The sequence below is a fragment of the Streptomyces sp. NPDC005866 genome (assembly GCF_040629895.1).
Classification (GTDB): domain Bacteria; phylum Actinomycetota; class Actinomycetes; order Streptomycetales; family Streptomycetaceae; genus Streptomyces.
This window is the reverse complement of record NZ_JBEXWP010000004.1, coordinates 100,947-120,770: the sequence shown is the minus strand read 5'-3', so window position 1 is coordinate 120,770 and position 19,824 is coordinate 100,947. Positions and strand designations below refer to the sequence as shown.

The 19,824-nt window shown below is 71.3% G+C and carries 17 protein-coding genes; 5 read left to right on the top strand and 12 right to left on the bottom strand.

The features are described from left to right. Position 1: 1 nt before the first annotated feature. From ABZ396_RS07465 to ABZ396_RS07445, 5 genes are read right to left on the bottom strand one after another with little or no spacing between them, the layout of a single operon-like run. Positions 2–1,168, bottom strand: a complete 1,167-nt coding sequence (locus ABZ396_RS07465) for an acyl-CoA dehydrogenase family protein (RefSeq protein WP_358916626.1) — start codon at positions 1,166–1,168, stop codon at positions 2–4. Between the two features lie 55 nt (positions 1,169–1,223). Beyond that, positions 1,224–3,065: a biotin carboxylase N-terminal domain-containing protein gene (locus tag ABZ396_RS07460; protein ID WP_358916624.1), complete on the bottom strand. Its 1,842-nt coding sequence runs from the start codon at positions 3,063–3,065 to the stop codon at positions 1,224–1,226. Between the two features lie 5 nt (positions 3,066–3,070). Next, positions 3,071–4,669, bottom strand: coding sequence for a carboxyl transferase domain-containing protein (locus tag ABZ396_RS07455; RefSeq protein WP_358916622.1), 1,599 nt, complete (start codon positions 4,667–4,669; stop codon positions 3,071–3,073). Next, positions 4,666–6,357 (bottom strand): acyclic terpene utilization AtuA family protein, encoded by a 1,692-nt coding sequence (locus tag ABZ396_RS07450; protein WP_358916620.1) that lies wholly within the window; start codon positions 6,355–6,357, stop codon positions 4,666–4,668. The genes ABZ396_RS07455 and ABZ396_RS07450 overlap by 4 nt, the downstream gene beginning before the upstream one ends. Beyond that, a complete protein-coding gene (locus ABZ396_RS07445; RefSeq protein WP_358916618.1) occupies positions 6,354–7,148 on the bottom strand; it encodes a TIGR03084 family metal-binding protein in 795 nt (264 codons plus the stop codon). Before ABZ396_RS07445 ends, ABZ396_RS07450 begins: the two co-directional genes overlap by 4 nt. Before the next feature lie 145 nt (positions 7,149–7,293). On the opposite strand from ABZ396_RS07445, the gene ABZ396_RS07440 reads away from it, so the two are divergent. Then, positions 7,294–7,686, top strand: a complete 393-nt coding sequence (locus ABZ396_RS07440; RefSeq protein WP_358916617.1) for a hypothetical protein — start codon at positions 7,294–7,296, stop codon at positions 7,684–7,686. Here ABZ396_RS07440 and ABZ396_RS07435 read toward each other — a convergent pair. The 3 genes from ABZ396_RS07435 to ABZ396_RS07425 form a co-directional block, all read right to left on the bottom strand. Then, positions 7,656–8,651 (bottom strand): EamA family transporter, encoded by a 996-nt coding sequence (locus tag ABZ396_RS07435; protein WP_358916615.1) that lies wholly within the window; start codon positions 8,649–8,651, stop codon positions 7,656–7,658. The genes ABZ396_RS07440 and ABZ396_RS07435 overlap by 31 nt on opposite strands. Positions 8,652–8,940: 289 nt before the next feature. Further along, the gene (locus ABZ396_RS07430; protein ID WP_358916613.1) at positions 8,941–10,074 is read right to left on the bottom strand and encodes a peptidoglycan bridge formation glycyltransferase FemA/FemB family protein; all 1,134 of its coding nucleotides are present in this window, start codon (positions 10,072–10,074) and stop codon (positions 8,941–8,943) included. Between the two features lie 185 nt (positions 10,075–10,259). Beyond that, positions 10,260–10,523, bottom strand: a complete 264-nt coding sequence (locus ABZ396_RS07425; protein ID WP_358916611.1) for a winged helix-turn-helix domain-containing protein — start codon at positions 10,521–10,523, stop codon at positions 10,260–10,262. Between the two features lie 439 nt (positions 10,524–10,962). Between ABZ396_RS07425 and ABZ396_RS07420 the strand changes: the two genes are divergently transcribed. Continuing rightward, positions 10,963–11,277, top strand: coding sequence for a hypothetical protein (locus tag ABZ396_RS07420; RefSeq protein ID WP_358916609.1), 315 nt, complete (start codon positions 10,963–10,965; stop codon positions 11,275–11,277). A gap of 169 nt (positions 11,278–11,446) precedes the next feature. On the opposite strand, the gene ABZ396_RS07415 is transcribed toward ABZ396_RS07420, so the two are convergent. Continuing rightward, a complete protein-coding gene (locus ABZ396_RS07415; RefSeq protein WP_358916732.1) occupies positions 11,447–12,214 on the bottom strand; it encodes a metallophosphoesterase family protein in 768 nt (255 codons plus the stop codon). A gap of 17 nt (positions 12,215–12,231) precedes the next feature. After that, a complete protein-coding gene (locus ABZ396_RS07410) occupies positions 12,232–15,135 on the bottom strand; it encodes an FAD-binding and (Fe-S)-binding domain-containing protein (protein WP_358916607.1) in 2,904 nt (967 codons plus the stop codon). 189 nt (positions 15,136–15,324) lie between these two features. Between ABZ396_RS07410 and serC the strand changes: the two genes are divergently transcribed. Further along, positions 15,325–16,443 (top strand): phosphoserine transaminase, encoded by a 1,119-nt coding sequence (gene serC / locus ABZ396_RS07405; RefSeq protein ID WP_358916605.1) that lies wholly within the window; start codon positions 15,325–15,327, stop codon positions 16,441–16,443. Between the two features lie 108 nt (positions 16,444–16,551). Here serC and ABZ396_RS07400 read toward each other — a convergent pair whose 3' ends face one another. Together ABZ396_RS07400 and ABZ396_RS07395 are read right to left on the bottom strand one after the other, a co-directional pair. Then, entirely contained in the window at positions 16,552–17,097 is a 546-nt protein-coding gene (locus ABZ396_RS07400) for a hypothetical protein (RefSeq protein WP_358916603.1), read from the bottom strand. A gap of 133 nt (positions 17,098–17,230) precedes the next feature. After that, complete coding sequence (locus tag ABZ396_RS07395) at positions 17,231–18,241, bottom strand: WD40 repeat domain-containing protein (RefSeq protein ID WP_358916601.1); 1,011 nt, start codon at positions 18,239–18,241, stop codon at positions 17,231–17,233. 94 nt (positions 18,242–18,335) lie between these two features. Here ABZ396_RS07395 and ABZ396_RS07390 point away from each other — a divergent pair, with 94 nt between their 5' ends. Both ABZ396_RS07390 and ABZ396_RS07385 read left to right on the top strand, forming a co-directional pair. Next, complete coding sequence (locus ABZ396_RS07390; RefSeq protein ID WP_358916599.1) at positions 18,336–19,019, top strand: SGNH/GDSL hydrolase family protein; 684 nt, start codon at positions 18,336–18,338, stop codon at positions 19,017–19,019. An 87-nt stretch (positions 19,020–19,106) separates the two neighbouring features. After that, positions 19,107–19,694 carry a Uma2 family endonuclease gene (locus tag ABZ396_RS07385; protein ID WP_358916597.1) on the top strand — a complete coding sequence of 196 codons (588 nt, stop codon included), beginning with the start codon at positions 19,107–19,109 and terminating at the stop codon, positions 19,692–19,694. Positions 19,695–19,824: the final 130 nt, after the last annotated feature.

Here is a 19,824-nt window from a genome sequence, read left to right as displayed (position 1 = left end):
CCTAGTACGACTTGGGAAGGCCCAGGGTCTGGTGGGAGACGTAGTTGAGAATCATCTCCCTGCTCACCGGAGCAATACGAGCCACACGCGCGGCCGTTATCAGTGAGGCGAGTCCGTATTCGCGAGTGAGTCCGTTGCCGCCGAGGGTGTGCACGGACTGGTCGACCGCGCGGACGCATGCCTCGCCCGCCGCGTACTTGGCCATGTTGGCGGCCTCGCCCGCGCCGACGTCGTCGCCTGCGTCGTACAGATGGGCCGCCTTCTGCATCATCAGGCGTGCGAGTTCGAGGTCGATGTGCGCCTGGGCGAGGGGGTGTGCGATGGCCTGGTGGGCGCCGATGGGGGTCTTCCAGACGGTACGGTCGCGCGCGTACTGGATCGCTTTGGACAGCGCGTAGCGCCCCATGCCGATCGCGAAGGCGGCCGTCATGATCCGCTCCGGGTTGAGTCCGGCGAACAGTTGCAGCAGCCCGGCGTCCTCGTCGCCGACGAGTGCGTCGGCGGGCAGCCGTACGTCGTCGAGAACCAGCTCGAACTGCTTCTCTGCCGCGTTGAGTTCCATGTCGATGGGCTGCTTGTGGAAGCCCTCGGCGTCGGTCGGGACGATGAACAGGCAGGGCTTGAGGCGTCCGGTATGGGCGTCCTCGGTGCGGCCGACGATCAGGACGGCGTCGGCCATGTCGACGCCGGAGATGAAGACCTTGCGGCCGGTGAGCAGCCAGTCGCCGGTGTCCGGGTCGCGGCGGGCGGTGGTGGTGATGCGGTGGGAGTTGGAGCCTGCGTCGGGTTCGGTGATGCCGAAGGCCATGAGGCGTGAGCCGTCCGCCAGCGCGGGGAGCCAACGGGTCTTCTGGGCGTCGGTGCCGAAGCGGGCGATCACTGTGCCGCAGATGGCGGGAGTGACGACCATCATCAGAAGGGGCGCTCCCGTGGCGCCCAGCTCTTCCAGGATGATCGACAGTTCGGCGATGCCGCCTCCGCCGCCTCCGTACTCCTCGGGGAGGTTGACACCCACGTAGCCGAGTTTCGCGGCTTCCTGCCAGAGTTCGGTGGGGTGGCGGCCCTCCGAGACGACGGTCGTGATGTAGTCGCGGCCGTACTTCTTGCCGAGGGCGGCTACCGCTGCACGGAGTGCCTTGTGCTCGTCTGTTTCGATTTGGGGGGTCAACGTGGCTCCTTCGCGTGCGGGTTGTCGGTGGCTGGTCGCGCAGTTCCCCGCGCCCCTAAGTTGCTTGCACTACCGCCAGTAGAGAGCCGGGCTCTACCTGCTGCCCAAGGACCACCTTCAGCTCGCTCAGCGTCCCCGTGACCGGCGCTGCGATCTGGTGCTGCATCTTCATCGCCTCCAGCCACAGAAGAGGCTGGCCGGCCTGCACGGTGGTGCCCTCCGTCAGCCCTTCCGCCACCCGGACCACCGTCCCCGGCATCGGTGCCAGCAGGGATCCCGGCGCCAGCTGGGCCTTCGGGTCGGGGAAACGCGGGAGGGCGGTGAGCGCGATGTTGTTGACATGGACCTGGTCGCCGTATCTCGTCACCTCGAACTTCCGGCGCACGCCGTCGATTTCGAGTACGACCAGACGCGCGCCCGCGTGCACGACCCGTACGCCCTCTGCCGTGAGGCCCTCGCGCGCGTGCCGGTAGTGGACCTCGTGCTCCTCGCCTGCCATCAGGTAGCGCTTGGTCTGCGGCTGGGAGGGAACGTTGCGCCAGCCGCCGAAGCGGGAGCGGCCTTGGGCGTCGGCCAGGGCGGCCGCGAGGGGGGCGTGCGGGTCGGGGGCGGGCGCCGTGAGGGTGGTGAGGTGGCGGTCGTAGAAGCCGGTGTCCATGCGGGCCGAGGCGAACTCCTCGTGGCGCAGGGAGCGGACGAGGAGGTCGCGGTTGGTGGTGGGGCCGTGCAGGGTGGTGTTTTCGAGGGCGCGCGCCAGTGTGCGCAGCGCTTCCGCGCGCGTGGGGGCGTGCGCGACCGCTTTCGCGAGCATCGCGTCGTAGTGGACGCCGATCTCGTCGCCGTCGGTGTAGCCGGTGTCCAGGCGGACGCTGCCGGGGACGGCGAGGCGGTACAGGGTGCCGGTCTGCGGGGTCCAGTCGCGGGCGGGGTCCTCGGCGTAGAGGCGGGCCTCGACCGCGTGGCCGTGCGCGCGGGGGGCCTGGAGCGGGAGGGCGTGGCCCTCGGCGACGCGGATCTGTTCGGCGACCAGGTCGATGCCGAAGACGGCCTCGGTGACGGGGTGTTCGACCTGGAGGCGGGTGTTCATCTCCAGGAAGTGCGCATTTCCGTCGGCGACGAGAAACTCGACGGTGCCCGCGCCGACGTAGTCGACGGCGTGTGCGGCGCGCACGGCCAGCGCGTACAGCTCCTTCGTGAGCCCTTCGGGGAGCCCGGGCGCCGGCGCTTCCTCGATCACCTTCTGGTGTCTGCGCTGGAGTGAGCAGTCGCGTGTGCCCAGCGGCCACACCGTGCCGTGCGCGTCGGCGAGGATCTGCACCTCCACATGGCGGCCGCGCTCGATGTAGGGCTCGACGAAGACCTCGCCGTCGCCGAAGGCGCTCGCGGCCTCGGCGCGTGCGCCGTCCAGTGCGGCGCTCAGCTCCTCAAGGCGGCGCACGATGCGCATCCCGCGCCCTCCGCCGCCCGCGGCCGCCTTCACCAGTACCGGCAGGTCGGACTCGGTGACCTCGCCGAGCGGCGCTATCCCCATCAGCTCCTTGGCTCGCGTCTTGGACGCCATCGCCTCGATCGCCTCCGGGGGCGGCCCGATCCAGACCAGGCCGGCGTCGAGGACGGCCCGGGCGAAGTCGGCGTTCTCGGAGAGGAAGCCGTACCCGGGGTGCACGGCGTCCGCGCCGGCGCTCACGGCGGCCTTCACCACCAGGTCGCCGCGCAGGTAGGTGTCCGCGGGTGTCGCGCCCGGCAGTCGTACCGCGGTGTCGGCCACGCGCGCGTGGAGCGCGTTCTCGTCGGCGTCCGAGTGCACGGCCACGGTCCGGATGCCGAGTTCGGCGCAGGTGCGGAAGATCCGGCAGGCGATCTCGCCCCGGTTGGCGACCAGCAGAGTGGAAATCATGAGCCTCACATCCGGAAGACGCCGAAGCCGCCCCGCGCGCCCTCGTAGGGGGCGGTGTGGATGGCGGACAGGCACAGGCCGAGGACGGTGCGGGTGTCGCGGGGGTCGATGACGCCGTCGTCGTACAGCCGCCCGGACAGGAACATCGGCAGCGACTCGGACTCGATCTGCTGCTCGACCATGGCGCGCAGGGCCGCGTCGCCGTCCTCCTCGTACGGCTGTCCCTTCGCTGCGGCCGACTGGCGGGCGACGATCGAGAGCACGCCGGCGAGCTGCTGCGGGCCCATGACCGCCGACTTGGCGCTGGGCCAGGCGAACAGGAAACGGGGGTCGTAGGCGCGCCCGCACATGCCGTAGTGGCCGGCGCCGTAGGAGGCGCCCATGAGGACGGAGATGTGCGGTACGCGGCTGTTGCTGACCGCGTTGATCATCATCGCGCCGTGCTTGATGATCCCGCCCTGCTCGTACTCCTTGCCGACCATGTAGCCGGTGGTGTTGTGCAGGAAGAGGAGCGGGATGTCGCGCTGGTTGGCGAGCTGGATGAACTGGGCGGCCTTCTGCGACTCCGCGGAGAACAGGACGCCCTGCGCGTTCGCCAGCACCCCCACGGGATAGCCGTGCAGGGTGGCCCAGCCGGTCGTCAGACTGGCCCCGTACAGCGGCTTGAACTCGTCGAAGTCGGAGGCGTCGACGAGCCGGGCGATCACCTCGCGCGGGTCGAAGGGAATCTTGAGGTCGCCGGGGACGATGCCCAGGAGTTCGTCGGCGGAGTACTTGGGAGGGTCCGCCGGACCTGGATCCTCGTATGCCTTGCGGTGGTTGAGGCGGGCCACCACGCGGCGCGCCTGCCGCAGCGCGTCCGGTTCGTCGACGGCGAAGTAGTCGGCGAGTCCCGACACGCGCGCGTGCATCTCCGCGCCGCCCAGGGACTCGTCGTCGCTCTCCTCGCCGGTGGCCATCTTCACCAGGGGCGGTCCGCCGAGGAAGACCTTCGCGCGCTCCTTGACCATGATCACGTGGTCGGACATGCCGGGGATGTAGGCGCCACCGGCGGTGGAGTTGCCGAAGACGACGGCGACGGTCGGGATTCCGGCGGCCGAGAGCCGGGTCAGGTCGCGGAAGACGGCCCCGCCCGGGATGAAGATCTCCTTCTGCGAGGGCAGGTCGGCGCCGCCCGACTCGACCAGGCTGATGCAGGGCAGCCGGTTGGCGAGGGCGATGTCGTTGGCGCGCAGGGCCTTCTTCAGCGACCAGGGGTTGCTGGCGCCGCCGCGCACGGTCGGGTCGTTGGCGGTGATCAGGCACTCCACGCCCTCGACGACCCCGATCCCGGTGACGAGCGAGGCCCCGACGGCGTAGTCGCTGCCCCAGGCGGCCAGCGGCGACAGCTCCAGGAAGGGGGTGTCGGGGTCGAGGAGAAGTTCGATGCGCTCGCGGGCGAGGAGTTTGCCGCGCTTCCGGTGCCGTGCGACGTACTTCTCGCCGCCGCCCGCGAGGGCCTTGGCGTGCTCGGCCTCCAGGTCGGTGAGCTTGGCGAGCATGGTGTCGCGGTTCGCCCGGTAGTCGGGGGTGTGGGTGTCGAGCGTGGTCTCGATGACCGTCACAGCAGGGCCTCCGGGATGTCCAGGTGGCGGGAGCGAAGCCATTCGCCGAGGGCCTTGGCCTGGGGGTCGAAACGGTGTTGGGTGGCCACACCCCGGCCGAGGATGCCTTCGACGGTGAAGTTGAGGGCGCGGAGGTTGGGCAGGAGGTGCCGGGTGACGGTCAGCTCGCCGCTCTCCGGTATGAGGTGCCGGAACGCGTCGACGGTCAGGGTGTGCGCGAGCCAGCGCCAGGCCTCATCCGAGCGCACCCAGACGCCGACGTTGGCGTTCCCGCCCTTGTCACCACTGCGGGCCCCGGCGACAAGGCCGAGGGGCGCCCGCCGGGTGGGACCGGCCGGGAGCGGCTCGGGCAGCGGCGGTTGCGGCGGATCCTGGAGTACGAGGGTGTCCTGGGTCGGCGGCACAGGGATCCGTCGCCCGTCGTGGAGGACGGCCACATGGGGCACCACGCCCTGGGGGACGTACACATCCTCGAAGACCCCATAGGGTGCGCCCTTCCCAGGTGGCGCAAGCACATGGAAGCCGGGGTAGCTGGCGAGCGCCAGTTCCACGGCGGCTCCGCTCAGCGCCCGCCCGACGGTCTCCTGGTCCCGGTCCCGTACGACGAGCCGCAGCAGCGCGCTGGCCGTCTCCTCGGTGTCCGCGTCGGGACGGTCGGTGCGCACCAGTTCCCACCGCACCTCCTCCGGCGGCGACTTGGCGAGGGCATCCGCCATCTGCCCGCGTACCAGTCCCGCCTTGGCCTCGACGTCGAGCCCGGTGAGGACGAAGACGACCTCGTTGCGGAAGCCGCCCAGCCGGTTGCGGCCGACCTTGAGGGTCGGGGGAGGTGCCTCGCCCCGTGCGCCCTCGATCCGTACCCGGTCCGGGCCGTCCTGGCTCAGCCGTACGGTGTCGAGGCGGGCGGTGACGTCGGGGCCCGCGTACCGGGCGCCGCCGGTCTCGTACAGGAGCTGGGCGGTCACCGTGCCGACGTCGACGAAGCCGCCGGTGCCGGGGTGCTTGGTGATGACGCAACTGCCGTCCTCGTGGAGTTCGGCGAGCGGGAAGCCGGGCCGCCGCATGTCCCGGCCGGCCCCCGCTTCGGCTTCGGCGAAGAAGGCGTAGTTGCCGCCGGTGGCCTGGGTTCCGCACTCCAGGACGTGTCCGGCGACGACGGCGCCCGCGAGCCGGTCGTAGTCCCCCGGCCGCCAGCCGAAGTGGGCGGTGGCGGGCCCGGTGACGAGAGCGGCGTCGGTGACCCGGCCGGTGACCACGATGTCGGCGCCGGCCCGCAGGCACTCGGCGATCCCGAAGCCGCCGAGGTAGGCGTGGGCGGCGAGGCTGCCGGGGTGGGCGGCGGTGAGGTCGTCGCCCTCCACATGTGCGACGCGCACAGGGATGCCGAGCCGGTCGGCCAGTTTCCGCACAGCGTCGGCGAGACCTGCCGGGTTGAGGCCGCCGGCGTTGGTGACGATCCGTACGCCGCGTTCGTGGGCGAGGCCCAGGCAGTCCTCCAGCTGGCGGAGGAAGGTGCGGGCGTATCCGGCGCCGGGGTCCTTCAGCCGGTCGCGGCCCAGGATGAGCATGGTCAGCTCGGCTAGGTAGTCGCCGGTGAGGACATCGAGTTCGCCGCCGGTGAGCATCTCGCGCAGGGCGTCGAAGCGGTCGCCGTAGAAGCCGGAGGCGTTGCCTATGCGCAGGGTCACGCGGTGCCGCCCTTCGGGGTGCGGCCGGTGCCGGGCGGCCCCGCGAAGGCCTGGGCGATGTCGAGCCAGCGGTCGGCGTCGGGGCCGACGGCCCGCACGGCGAGGTCGCTTCGGTGGGCGCGCTGGGTGACCAGGAGGCAGAAGTCGAGTGCGGGGCCGGTCACGCGCTGCGGGGCGTCTTCGGGGCCGTAGCTCCACAGTTCGCCGCCCGGGCCGGTGATCTCCACCCGGAACTCCTCGGCGGGCGGGGTGAGGCCGTGTGCCAGGTAGGCGAAGTTCCTCGCGCGCACCCCGATGCGGACCACATGTCCGAGCCGGGCGGTGGGGGTGCGGACCACACCCAGGGCGTCGGCGATGTCCTGGCCGTGGGCCCAGGTCTCCATAAGCCGGCCGGTGGCCATGGAGGCGGCGGACATGGGTGGCCCGAACCAGGGGAAGCGGGTGCCGGGTGCGGCCTCCCGCAGGGCCCGGTCGAGCGCGGTCCGGCCCTCGCGCCACCGCGACAGCAGTTCGGCGGGCGGGAGTCGCGCGCCGTCCTCGGCGCCCTCGTCGACGAAGGTGTCGGGCGCGGCGAGTGCCTTCTCGGCCTCCGCGCGGAAACCGTCCTCGTCCGTCACGGCGAGCAGTGCCGCGCGGTCGGTCCAGTGCAGATGGGCGATCTGGTGGGCGATGGTCCAGCGGGGCACGGGGGTGGCGAGAGCCCACCGCTCGGTTCCCGACTCGGCTACCAGCCGGTCGAGTTCCGTGCTCTCCTCACGCAGGTCGTCGATGACAGGCGTCGGCTCGGACATGGGGAGGAGCATGGCAGCGGCCCCAGAAACAATCAAGCACGCTTGCATGAATTTGCTCGACTTCCTGGGCCCATCCCTGGGCCGTCCCTGGAGCGCCCCTTGGGACGCCCCGTCGCGGCACCGGCCTCCGTATGCCCTATGTTCGATGCGAACATTCGGCGATGAAGTGATGTGTGGGGCGTGCGGAGGAACCCTCACGGACTTCACCACCCGGGTACAGCAGGACCGCACGCTGGCCATCAAGGCGCGGACCGTGGAGATGAGCGGGCTGGTCACGCCCGTTCCGGGAGGCGGGAGCTGGGACCTGACCCGGATCATCATCTCGTGCTGCGCCGCCGACGCGCAGTCCGTGAAGGTGCGGATCTACGGCAGCAGCATCCCCGCCGCCAACACCTGGGTGTCGGTCACGGGCAACTGGCATCCCGGCGGGAAGCTGGGCACGAAGTCGGCGCCGGTCGCGCTGGACGCCCAGACCGTGAAGAAGATCCAGCGCCCGTCCAACGGCTATCAGGACGCGCTGCCGTTCCCTTCGGCCTGAAGGCCGGCCACCGCCTCGACGCCGGCCGCCGCCCGTCGGCCGCGCCCCACCTGGGTGCGGACCGCGCCGATGCTCGCCGCGATGACGAGGGCGATGGCGGCCGCCTGGGTGACGGTCAGGGCCTGGTCGAGGATGAGGAAGCCGGCGGTGGCGGCGATGGCCGGTTCCAGGCTCATGAGGACGGCGAAGGTGTGCGCGGGAAGGCGGCGCAGGGCGAGGAGTTCGAGGGTGTAGGGCAGGACGGAGGAGAGCACCGCGACCGACGAGCCCAGGACGACGGTGGTCGGGTCGAGGAGCTTGGTGCCGGCCTCGGCGATGCCCAGCGGCAGGAAGAGCAGGGCCGCGACCGCCATGGCCAGGGCCAGACCGTCGGCCTGCGGGAAGCGGCGGCCGGTACGGGCGCTGAAGACTATGTAGGCGGCCCACATGGCACCGGCACCCAGGGCGAAGGCGACACCTGTGGGGTCGAGATCGCTGAAGCCTCCGCCGCCGAGGAGGAAGACACCGGCCAGGGCGAGTCCGGCCCACACCGCGTTGACGGCGCGCCGGGAGGCCAGCACGGACAGGGCGAGCGGGCCCAGCACTTCGAGGGTGACGGCAGGGCCCAGTGGGATGCGGTCGACGGCCTCGTAGAAGAGGCCGTTCATCGCGCCCATGGTGATACCGAAGACGATCACCGTCCCCCAGTCGGTGCGGGAGTGGCCGCGCAGCCGGGGCCGACAGACCACGAGCAGGACGACTGCGGCCGCGAGTAGCCGCAGGGTCACCACGCCGAGCGCGCCCGCCCTGGGCATCAGGGTGACCGCGAGGGCACCGCCGAACTGCACGGAAATCCCGCCGGCCAGCACCAGACCGACGGGACCGAGCGAGCCGAGGCGACTGCCCGGCCCGCCTGCGGGTGCGGGTGCGGGCGCGGACACGACTGTGGAGGTGGGTGCCGGCTGCGAGGTGCTGGGGGTGGTCACGGGCGGTCCAGAGAGCTCGTTGTTCATTGCGGTGCACTGCTCAGTCCAGGGTAATGGACTTGGACAGGCACGTGAACCCCTTATGGAACTGTCCTGACCGCCGGCCGCCCGCACACCCGCCTTGCCGCCGGTCGCGGCCAATGAGGTCCGGCGATGGACCGCCGGGCCTCTTTTCCGCCGGTCCCCCCGGGGAGCCGGGGGACCGGACCCCGCAGCCGGGCCCCGCCGCCGAACTGACGGTCGGCCGCCCATGTCCGCGGGCTCAGATGCCGGGCCAGGGCTGGCCGGCTTATGAAGCGCGGCGGGCCATGTACACGTCGAACGCCTTGTGGAGCAGTTTGTTGAGCGGGAAGTCCCACTCCCCCAGGTACTCGACGGCCTCCCCGCCGGCGCCGACCTTGAAACGGAGCAGCCCCAGCAGGTGGTTGGACTCCTCCAGGGTGTCGGTGATGCCTCTGAAGTCGTATACCGCGGCGCCGAGTTCGTGGGCGTCGCACATCATCCGCCACTGGATGGCGTTGTTGGGCTGGACCTCGCGCCTGCGGCTGGTGGAGGCGCCGTAGGAGTACCAGATGTGCTCGCCGACGGTGAGCATGGTCGCGGCGGCGAGGACGTCGCCCTCGTGGTGGGCGAGGTAGAGGCGCATACGGTCGGGGTGTTCGGAGGTGAGGGCGGTCCACATGCGCTGGAAGTAGGAGAGGGGGCGCGCGATGAAGCGGTCACGTTCGGCGGTCTCGGCGTACAGCGTGTAGAAGGCGGGCAGGTCCTCGTATCCACCGCGGACGACCTTGACGCCCGCCTTTTCGGCCTTCTTCACGTTGCGCCGCCACTGCTGATTGAGCCCGCGCTGGATATCGTCCAACGCCCTTCCGGCGAACGGCACTTGGAACACATACCGGGGCTGTCCGGCCGCGAACCCGTCCTCCCCGCCCGCCTCCGCCTGCCGCCACCCCATCCGGCGCAGCCGTTCGGCGAGTTCGAGGGCACGGGGTTCCTCGGAGGTCGCCTCGGCGTCCCGCAGCCGCCGCGCCGCCGGATCCGCGATGGCCTCTTTCACCGCGTCCGCACTCCACCGTCGTACGACGACAGGCGGCCCCATCTTCACCGCGAACGCCCCGCGCCCCTTCAGATGGGCCAGCAGCGGATCGAGCCAGCGCTCCAGCCCGGGGTCGTGCCAGTCGATGACCGGCCCCTCCGGCAGATAGGCGAGATACCGCTTCACCTTGGGCAGCGCCCGCAACAACACCAGCCCGACCCCGACAACCCGCCCCTCCCCGTCGAACCAGCCCAGACTCTCCGCCCGCCAGTCGGGCTTCGCATCCCCCCAGGACGGCAACTGCATATGGCTGACGGACGGCCGGGAACCGACGAAGGCGAGATGCTCGGCACGGGTGATGGGCTGAAGGCGAAGGACTGCTGTCATCGGCGGGAACTCCTCGGCTGCGGGACCGGTCATTACGTCAAGGACAACAGACGCACCCCCAGCGGTTGTCTCCCCCACGCCGCCCGAGGACCGCGTGTCACGGAAACGCTCACCGCCGCTCCGGGGCGGTCAGCTCGGGCCACCGCGCCCGCCGACGGGCCGCCTTCTCCTCGCAGCCGAAGGTGCTAGGCCTCGCTCGCTTCGGAAGGTCCCTCGGGCCGCCTGGCGACGAAGGATCCGAGGCCGACCTCAGCACGGACAAGCCCCTCCGCCTTGAGGTGGGCCAACGCCTTCTGGGCCGTCGACGACGCAATCCCGAACTCCGCAGACAGTTCTACGACCGAGGGCACACGGGCACCCACCGGATACTCACCGTCAGCGATACGGCTGGTGATGACTGCAGCGACCTGGCGCCAGACAGGTCGGGTTCGGTCGAGCTGGGGAGTCATGCGGTTGACGCTAAAACTCTGCGGTAGACCGCGCGACCGCGGTAGACTGCGGTAGACCGCGACCACAAGACCCCCGCGACGGGTGGAGCCGTCCGGGGGCGCGGCCACCAGCTGACCTGAACGGAGCTGATGACATGACGGACTTTATCGGCCGCCTTATCACCTGGGTGAGGCTCCTGCCGGCTGGACGAGTAGCGCACCCCGCGCAACCGCCCAGCCTGTCGCCCACCATCCCTCCCCCGCCGGGGAATGCCCTTGTTCTTCCCTGTCTCCGAAGGCCGTACGGCCTCGACGCCGACACTCCGCTCGACGGTGCGGCCACCCGGTCCGTACGCCCGTACCTCACCGCCCACGAACAGCGCCGGCGAGCCCTGGCCGCGGGCGCCCTGAGGCTGGACGTGAGCGGCTCCTACTGGATTCACGGGGCGGAGGTCGCCTGATGAGACCGGCAGCCGAACCGCCGGAATCGCCCGAACCACCTCACGACCCACGCCTGCTGCCCTGGTCCGGCCCTGAGGGCAAGCCCTGCTTCCTGATCACCGACGATCACGGCGGACCCTTGTCCCGCCTGGCCGACGCGACGGAATCAATCCAGCTCGGCATGGGCACCCAACTTCTCGCCCACGCCCGTGACATGCTTCCGGACAGTCCGCGCGGCGACCTCCGCTTCCTCGCCGAACGTCTGGCGGAAGCGCTCCAGGACGCACTCAGGATCGCCGAAAGCCGCGGTCAACGGCTGAGCCGGCTGAACTGAAGGTGAGGGGCCACGGCTGCCGGGGCCCTTCACCTCCGTTCAGGGGGAGGTCGGCGGTGGGGAACGCTGCTGCCCTTCCCCGTAGCACTGGGGAAGTCGCTCCGCCACCGCGTCGTCGGGGGGCCGGCGGTGGCGGAGGTCATCCGGCATGGATGAGCCGAGCCCGCTGCTACGGAATCTCGGTGGCCACCGCCCTCCCGTCCCTCGGCCCGAACACCGCCAACGCCTCCGTATCGGTCACCCGGGAGTTGAGGTAGCAGTCCGCCCACTCCGCGATGTCCGGATACCCGCACTCGGCACGGAGCCGGGCCACCGCCGCCGGGATGTCGTACGACGTCAGGCGCAGGTCGGTCCCGGGGCCCAGGAGGCACCAGTGGGCGCCCGGACGGCCGTAGGGCATGCCCACACTGCCAGGGTTGACGACCAGGCGGCCGTGGGCGAGGCGGGTGAACGGCATATGGGTGTGGCCGCAGACGACTGCTGTGATGTCGGGGCCGACGCCGGCGAATACCTCCGCCCAGCGGTCCAGAGGGGAGTCGACCAGGACGATCTCCTCGTCGTCGCGGGGTGTCGCGTGGCAGAACAGGACCCGGCCCATGCCTCGAATCGTGAGGGTGGCCGTCTTGGGGAGGGCGGCGAGGAAGTCGACCTGGTCGTCGGTGAGCGCGTTCGCCGCGAACGGGCCTATCGGATCCGGGATTTGGGTGCGCCCGCCCCGGCGGTACTCGACCAACTCCCGGTCCGCGTTTCCCGACAGCCACAGCACCCGGTCGCCCAGTTCGCGCAACGCGTCGATCACCTGGCCTGGTTGCGGACCCGCCGTGATGTCGCCGGTGAGGACGATGCGGTCAGCCGTGGACACGTCCGGTTCCGCGAGGACCGCCTCCAGCGCCGGTAACACCCCGTGGATGTCGGAGAGAACCGCCACCCGGTTCAACGCAGCCTCGCGCACAGTCACTTCCCGTCCCCCTCCAACCCCTCCGCCAGTACCTCCGCCAGATGCCTCCCCCGTACCCCCGCCAGTTGCTCCAGCTGGGTGCGGCAGGAGAAGCCGTCCGCCAGGACCACCGCGTCGGGTTCCGCCTCCCGTACGGCCGGCAGCAACTGTTCCTCCGCGCAGGCCCTCGACACCTCGAAGTGGCCTTTTTCGAAGCCGAAGTTGCCGGCCAGGCCGCAGCAGCCGCCGGTCAGGTCGCCGGTGAGGGCGGCGGCCTTGCGGAGGCGGCGGTCGGCGGCGTCGCCCAGTACCGCGTGCTGGTGGCAGTGGGTCTGGCCGGTGACCGGGCGGTTCAGGTGGGGTGGGTTCCAGTCGGGGGCCAGGCGTTCCAGGGCCTCCGCGAAGGTGACCACGGCTCCGGCCAGGCGGGCTGCGCGCGGCTCGTCCGGGAGGAGTTCCGGCAGGTCCGCGCGGAGGGCCGCCGCGCAGCTGGGTTCCAGGACCACGAACAGGGGCGCGTCCCCCGTCTCCGGGGCCAGGAACGGCTCCAGCAGATCCAGGGTGCGGCGCAGCACCGCGCGGGCGCGGTCCAGTTGGCCCGTCGAGAGGTACGTCAGTCCGCAGCAGGCGCGGGAGGAGCGGCCGAGTCGGCTGGGGAACAGGCCGGACCGCCGCGGCTTCCGGTCTCGCGTCGGCAGCTCCAGGACTCCGACTCCCGCCGCTTCCAGCACCCGTACGGCGGCCCGGCCCACGGACGGTGACAGGTACTCGGTGAAGGTGTCCGGCCAGAGGAAGGCCCTGGGAGCCGGGGAGTCCGGGCGGTGACCCGCCCGCGCGTCCGCCGTCCGGCCGGGCAGGCGCCCTCGGTGCCGGCGTCGCTGCCACCGGCTGAAGGGTTCCCTCGCCAGGCGCGGGATGCGCCGCTCCGGTGCGATGCCGCCCAGGCGTTTGGCCAGCGCCGCCAGCGGCCCTACCGAGGCGAGCGCGTTGGCGGCCCACGCCGTGCGGGTGCGGGCCGTCAGCTCCAGCCACCTCGGCAGCCAGCCCATGCTGTAGTGCGACGAAGGCCGGCGGCGGCCCTCGTAGTGGTGGTGCAGGAACTCCGCCTTGTACGTCGCCATGTCCACCCCCACCGGGCAGTCCGACCGGCAGCCCTTGCAGGACAGGCACAGGTCCAGCGCGTCGCGGACCTCCGTCGAACGCCAGCCGTCCGTCACCAGCTCGCCCGCCAGCATCTCGTGCAGCAGCCGGGCCCGGCCGCGCGTCGAGTGCTCCTCCTCGCCCGTCGCCCGGAAGGACGGGCACATCACGGATGAGCCGGACACGGCAGGGGTACGGCACTTCGCCACGCCAACGCAGCGGCGGACCGCCGCCGAGAAGTCGCCGTTGTCGGAGGGGTAGGCGAAGGCCACCGGCAGCGGCTCGCGGGGGAGGACCGCGAAGCGGAGGTTCGTGTCCAGGGGGGCAGGCCTCACCAGCATGCCGGGGTTCAGCAGGTCGTCCGGATCCCAGATTCCCTTCGTAGTCTCGAACAACGCCACCATCTCCGGGCCGTACATCCTCGGCAGCAGTTCCGCCCGCGCCTGGCCGTCCCCGTGCTCCCCGGAGAGCGAGCCGCCGTGGGCGACGACGAGGTCGGCCAGCTCCTCCGAGAAGCGGCGGAAGCGGGCCACGCCCGCCTCGCTGAGCAGGTCGAAGTCGATACGGACGTGGATGCAGCCGTCGCCGAAGTGCCCGTACGGGGTGCCGCGCAGGCCGTGGGCCGACAGCAGGCGTCTGAAGTCCCGCAGGTACGCGCCCAGTCGGGCCGGCGGTACCGCGCAGTCCTCCCAGCCGGGCCAGGCCTCGCTGCCGTCCGGCATCCGTGTCGCCGTACCGGAGGCGTCCTCACGGATGCGCCAGAGGGCGCGCTGCCGGGCCGGGTCGGTGACGACCAGCGCGTCGAGGACGTCCGCCGCGCGGACGATCGACTCCGCACGCGCGCGTGCCTCCGCGGCCGATTCCGCGCCCGTCTCGACGAACAGCCAGGCGCCGCCGCGCGGAAGTCCGGCCGGGGACCGCACCAGGTCGGCGGCCATGCCCTCCACCGTCAGCGGGGCGGAGGCGAGGAGACCGGCCGCCGCCTCCGCGGCCGCGCTCTCGTCGGCGTACCCCAGCACCGCCAGCGCAAGCGCGCGGGGTGACCCGACTAGGCGGACGGTCGCCTCCGTGAGGATCCCCAGCGTGCCCTCGCTCCCGCAGAAGGAACGGGCCACGTCCGCGCCCTTCTCGGGCAGCAGCGCGTCCAGGGCGTACCCGGAGATACGGCGGGGCAGGTCCGGGAAGCCGGTGCGCAGGCGGCCCAGATCCCCGGCCACCAGCTCGCGCAGGCCCTCCGGTGCGCCGGCCCAGTCCTGTCCCAGCCGCAGCCGCTTCCCGCGCGCCGTGATGACGTCCAGTTCCCGGACGCTGTCCGCCGTCGTGCCCCAGGCCACGCTGTGCGATCCGCACGAGTTGTTGCCGATCATCCCGCCGAGCGTGCAGCGGCCGTGTGTGGAGGGGTCCGGGCCGAAGCGCAGACCGTGCGGGGCGGCGGCCTCCTGGAGGCGGTCCAGGACCAGCCCCGGCTGGACGACGGCCATACGGGTGGACGGGTCCAGGCCGAGCAGGCGGTTCATGTGGCGGGTGAAGTCAAGGACCACGCCCGTGCCCGTCGCCTGTCCCGCGATCGACGTGCCCCCGCCCCGGGCGACCACCGGCACCCCGTGGGCGCGGCACACCTCCAGAACGGCCGCGACGTCGTCCGCGTCCCGAGGGGCCACCACCCCCACCGGGACCCGCCGGTAGTTGGACGCGTCCATGGTGACCAGCGCCCGCGACGTGGTGTCGAACCCCACCTCGCCCCGGACGGCCCTGCGCAGCTCAGCCTCCAGATCGACCATGCCTCCCAGTCTGCCCGCCACCACCGACAGCGACGCGGACGGCTGTGGAACCGTCCCCACGGCCCTCGACTCGCGCCCCCACCGCCCTCGCCTCACGCCCCACCGCCCCGTCCCGCGGCACCGCACCCGCCCGTCTCACCCGACGGACTACATTTCGACCACGTTTCCCCCAACGACTACGCTCGCCCCGTGGCTGACATCCAGATCCCCGCTGACATCAAGCCCGCCGACGGACGCTTCGGCGCGGGCCCCTCCAAGGTGCGGACGGAGGCGCTGGACGCGCTCGCCGCCACCGGCACCTCTCTCATGGGCACCTCCCACCGCCAGGCCCCGGTGAAGAACCTGGTCGGCCAGGTCCGCGAGGGCATCAGCGCCCTGTTCTCCCTCCCGGACGGCTACGAGGTCGTCCTCGGCAACGGCGGTTCCACCGCCTTCTGGGACATCGCCACCCACGGTCTGATCGACGGCAAGTCGCAGCACCTGAACTTCGGTGAGTTCTCGTCCAAGTTCGCCAAGGCCGCCAAGCTCGCCCCCTGGCTGGCCGAACCCACCGTCATCGCCTCCGACCCGGGCAGCCACCCGGAGCCGCGGGCCGAGGCCGGCGTGGACGCCTACGCCTTCACGCACAACGAGACGTCGACCGGTGTCGCCATGCCGATCGAGCGGGTCGCCGGGGCCGACGAGGGCGCGCTCGTGCTCGTCGACGCCACCTCCGGCGCGGGCGGCCTCCCCGTCGACGTCACCGAGACCGACGTCTACTACTTCGCCCCGCAGAAGTCCTTCGCCTCCGACGGCGGCCTGTGGATCGGCCTCTTCTCCCCGGCCGCGATCGAGCGCGCCGAGCGCATCCACGCGAGCGGCCGTCACGTGCCGGAGTTCTTCAGCCTCCCCACGGCGATCGACAACTCCCGCAAGAACCAGACGTACAACACCCCGGCCCTCGCCACCCTCTTCCTGCTCAACCAGCAGCTGGAGTGGCTGAACGGCCAGGGCGGCCTCGCCTGGTCGACGGCCCGTACGAAGGACTCCTCGACCCGCCTGTACAGCTGGGCCGAGGAGAGCAAGTACGCCACCCCGTTCGTCGCCGACCCGGCCCAGCGCTCCCAGGTCATCGGCACGATCGACTTCGCCGACGAGATCGACGCGGCCGCCGTCGCCAAGGTGCTGCGCGCCAACGGCGTCGTCGACACCGAGCCCTACCGCAAGCTCGGCCGCAACCAGCTCCGCGTCGCGATGTTCCCGGCGATCGACCCGGCCGACGTCGAGGCGCTGACGAAGTGCGTCGACTACGTGATCGAGAAGCTCTGACTCCCCGGCGGCTACGACCGTGAAGGGCGCCCGGTGCACTGACTAGCACCGGGCGCCCTTCTGACACCGTCATTACGTCAGGACGTACGACGCTTCCGGTCCGTCCTCTCAGGTCGTGGGAGTGTCGACCGTGGCGGTGATGGAGTTGATCTCGCCGGCGGAGGTGACGGTGACCGAGACCGTGACGGGCTGGACCGGGTTCGGCGGGACGACCGGGTTGGGCGGGACGACGGGGGAGATCAGCAGGAAGGAAGGGCGGACCTTGAGGGTCGTGGTCGCCCCCGCCGAGAAGGGCAGGTCGTCCCTTTGCGCGCCGACGAGGTCGTATGCCTCGCCACTCGGGTCGCCGGTGCCGGTGGTGTAGTCCAGGCTGCTGACGATCTGGGCGGTGCCGCCGCCGGCGGCGTCGGGGACGGTGACGACGGTGACGTCGAGGGTGCCCCGGATGCGGACCTTCTCGCCGGGACCGGCGAAGGTGCCGCTGATCGGCAGGCTGACCGAACGGATCTGCGGGACGGCGGAGGCTGCGTCCCGGACCGTTCGAGTGGACTCGGCGGTGGCGGTCGCGGGGACGGCGGTCGCGGGGACGGTCAGGCCCAGGGCGGCCGTGACCAGGCAGACGTTCCCGGCCAGGCGCAGGGCGGTGCGGCGCATCGGTACTCCCATTCCGTGAGGCGGGACCCGGTCGCCTGTTGCCACTTCCGTCCCGCGGGACGCTTCCCAGCCTGCACGGACCGGCGCCCGGCCGCCCCGCCGGTGACCCGGATGGGTGAAGCGGGGCGGCGGATCAGTGCCGGCGGGTGGGGGTGCGCCGCAGCCGCCGCAGCCCGAAGAGGGCGAGTACGGCGACGCCGACGGCGATGGCGCCGACCTTGACCCCGCCGCTCGCGGCACCGCCGCTCCCCCCGCCGGCGGCCGAACTCCCGCTGCCGGACGGCGACTTGCCAGCTGCCCCGCCCGGCACGTCCTGGGCCTGCACCGGGCTGTCGGAGCCCTCGCTGCCGTACATCAGCCTGGTCCCGTCGGCGGAGTAGCTGACCGACTCGCCCTGCTTCTGGAGCGGCACGTTGAGCCGGCCCTTCCGCTTGATCTCGCCGCCGTTCCAGTCGTAGTAGATGCCGCCGAAGTAGCCGCGCACGGCGAGCTGCCCGCCGTCGGGCGAGAAGGCGGCGTCGGTGGCCCAGAGGTCGACGGTGGCGACGGGTTTGAAGATGTTGGTGCCGGAGGAGGACAAGGTCGCCGGGCCCTCGTAGAGATGCCCGCCGTCCTCCTTCTTGTCGATGATGTACACGCGCCCGGTCCTGGGATGGACGATGAGCGACTCCGCGTTCCGGGCGCCGTTCGAGTACTTGACGACGTACTGCGTGGCCCGGACGGTCTGGTCGACGAGCTTCGCGGGCTCGGGCAGCCGGTAGATCCACACGTACGGCCAGCTGCCGTCGAGGTTGTCGCCGATGTCACCGACGTAGATCTGGTTGTCGGGGCCGATGGAGATGGCCTCGACGTCACGGGGCCTGCCGACGCCACTGAGCGTGACCGTCGCGACGGTCTTCCCGGTCGCGCTGTCCACGGCGTAGATGTAGGGGCCGTCGTCGCTGTCGTTGTGGGTCCAGTAGATGCCGGGGTGCAGGTGGGAGGCGGCGAGACCGCTGGACTCGGTGATGCGCGGATCCTTGATCGTGAACCCTTCGTCGCCGGTGCCGTCGGCGGCGGAGGCGGGGGCGGAGGCGAAAGCCCCCGTGAGCAGGAGCCCGGCGAGAAGGGCTCCGGCGGGGAGGGCGAGCGATCGTCGGCGCATGGGCCCAAGCCTGCCATCCCGCCCCGTGTTCCCCTACGGGGGACGTGGCCGTCCTCACACCCCGCCGGTCCCCCTGATCGTCCATCATGAGCGGATGCTCAGGTTCATGCCCGTCGGGGACTCGGTGACCATCGGCAGCGCGGGCGAACACACATGGCGGTATCGCATGTGGCAGCACCTGTGCGCGACCTACGGCGGCCCGTTCACGCTGGTCGGCCCGCGCGAGACGCTGTACGACAAACTCGCCGAGGCACCCACGTCGTACGCCTACGCCGACCCCGCTTTCCCCCGGGCCCATCTGGCCGGCTGGGGCGAGGGCTGGCTGCACATGGCCCCGCTGATCGGGGAGGCGGTACGGGCTCACCGGGCCGACGTCCTGCTGGTCTCCCTCGGCCTGATCGACCTGGGCTTCTACACGAACGCGGAGCAGACGGCGGCGAACGCGCGGTCCTTCGTCGCGGCCGCACGGGAGGCCAACCCGCGCATCCGCATGGCGGTGCTGCCGGTGATACCGAACACCAGGGCCGCGTCGGACGCCCAGTTCGCGGAACAGGTGAACCTCTTCAACGAGTTGCTGGCGAAGGCGGTCGCCGACCTGGACGAGCCGCGCTCACCGCTCCTGCTGGCCTCGCCCCCGCGGTCGTACGACATCGACACCGACACCTACGACGGCACCCACCCCAACGCGAACGGCGAACACCGGATCGCCGAGGCGTTCGCCGAGGCGATGTGGCAGGGGTGGGACCTGGGCGAGGAGTACGGGGCCGGGGCGGATTGACCGGATCCGAGCGTTCCCCGGTCACCGTGCGTATCGTTGAACCGCGCGGTTGTGCACATACGGAGGCAGCCGGGGAGGAGCGCCAGGATGACCGTCCTCGAAGACAGGATCGCGATGGCCGAGAGCGACGACGAGATCACGCTCGACGAGATGTTCGAGCGGATCGAGAAGATGCCCGCCCCCGAGGGATACAAGGTCGAGATCGTCGAGGGGACCGTCTTCATGTCGCCGCAGCGGGACACCCACTGGGAGATCATCCTGGACATCGTCGAGCAGTTGCGGACCAAGTACCCCCGGAAGCGGGTCAAGTCCGACGTACGCATCGACTACCCGGGACATCTCAACGGGTTCGCGTCGGACGTGACGGTGATGGCCGAAGGCGCCGCCAGGACCGAGAAAGGGCTCTGGCGTCACCAGGACGTCGAGTTCGTCGCCGAGGTCATCTCCAAGGGCACCGCGGCCAACGACTACGGCCCCAAGAAGACCGCCTACGCGGTCGCCGAGGTCCCCGTCTACCTGATCGCCGACCCCTACCAGCGTCGCTGCCACGTCTACACCAACCCCAAGGGCGACGACTACGCGACCGAGACGAAGGTCGACTTCGGCGACGACATGGACCTCACGGCGACGGTCGTCGGCCTCACGCTGAAGACCGACGAGTTCCCCACCGACTAGGACCTGTCCCGCATGCCCCAGCCCTCGGCCTGCCCGGACGTCAATCCCGAGCTGGTCGCCGAACCTCGCGGCCAGGGCGGTCGACCGGGGCACTTGCCTAGAGCGCACTCCACGCCGTTGGCTGGGTGAC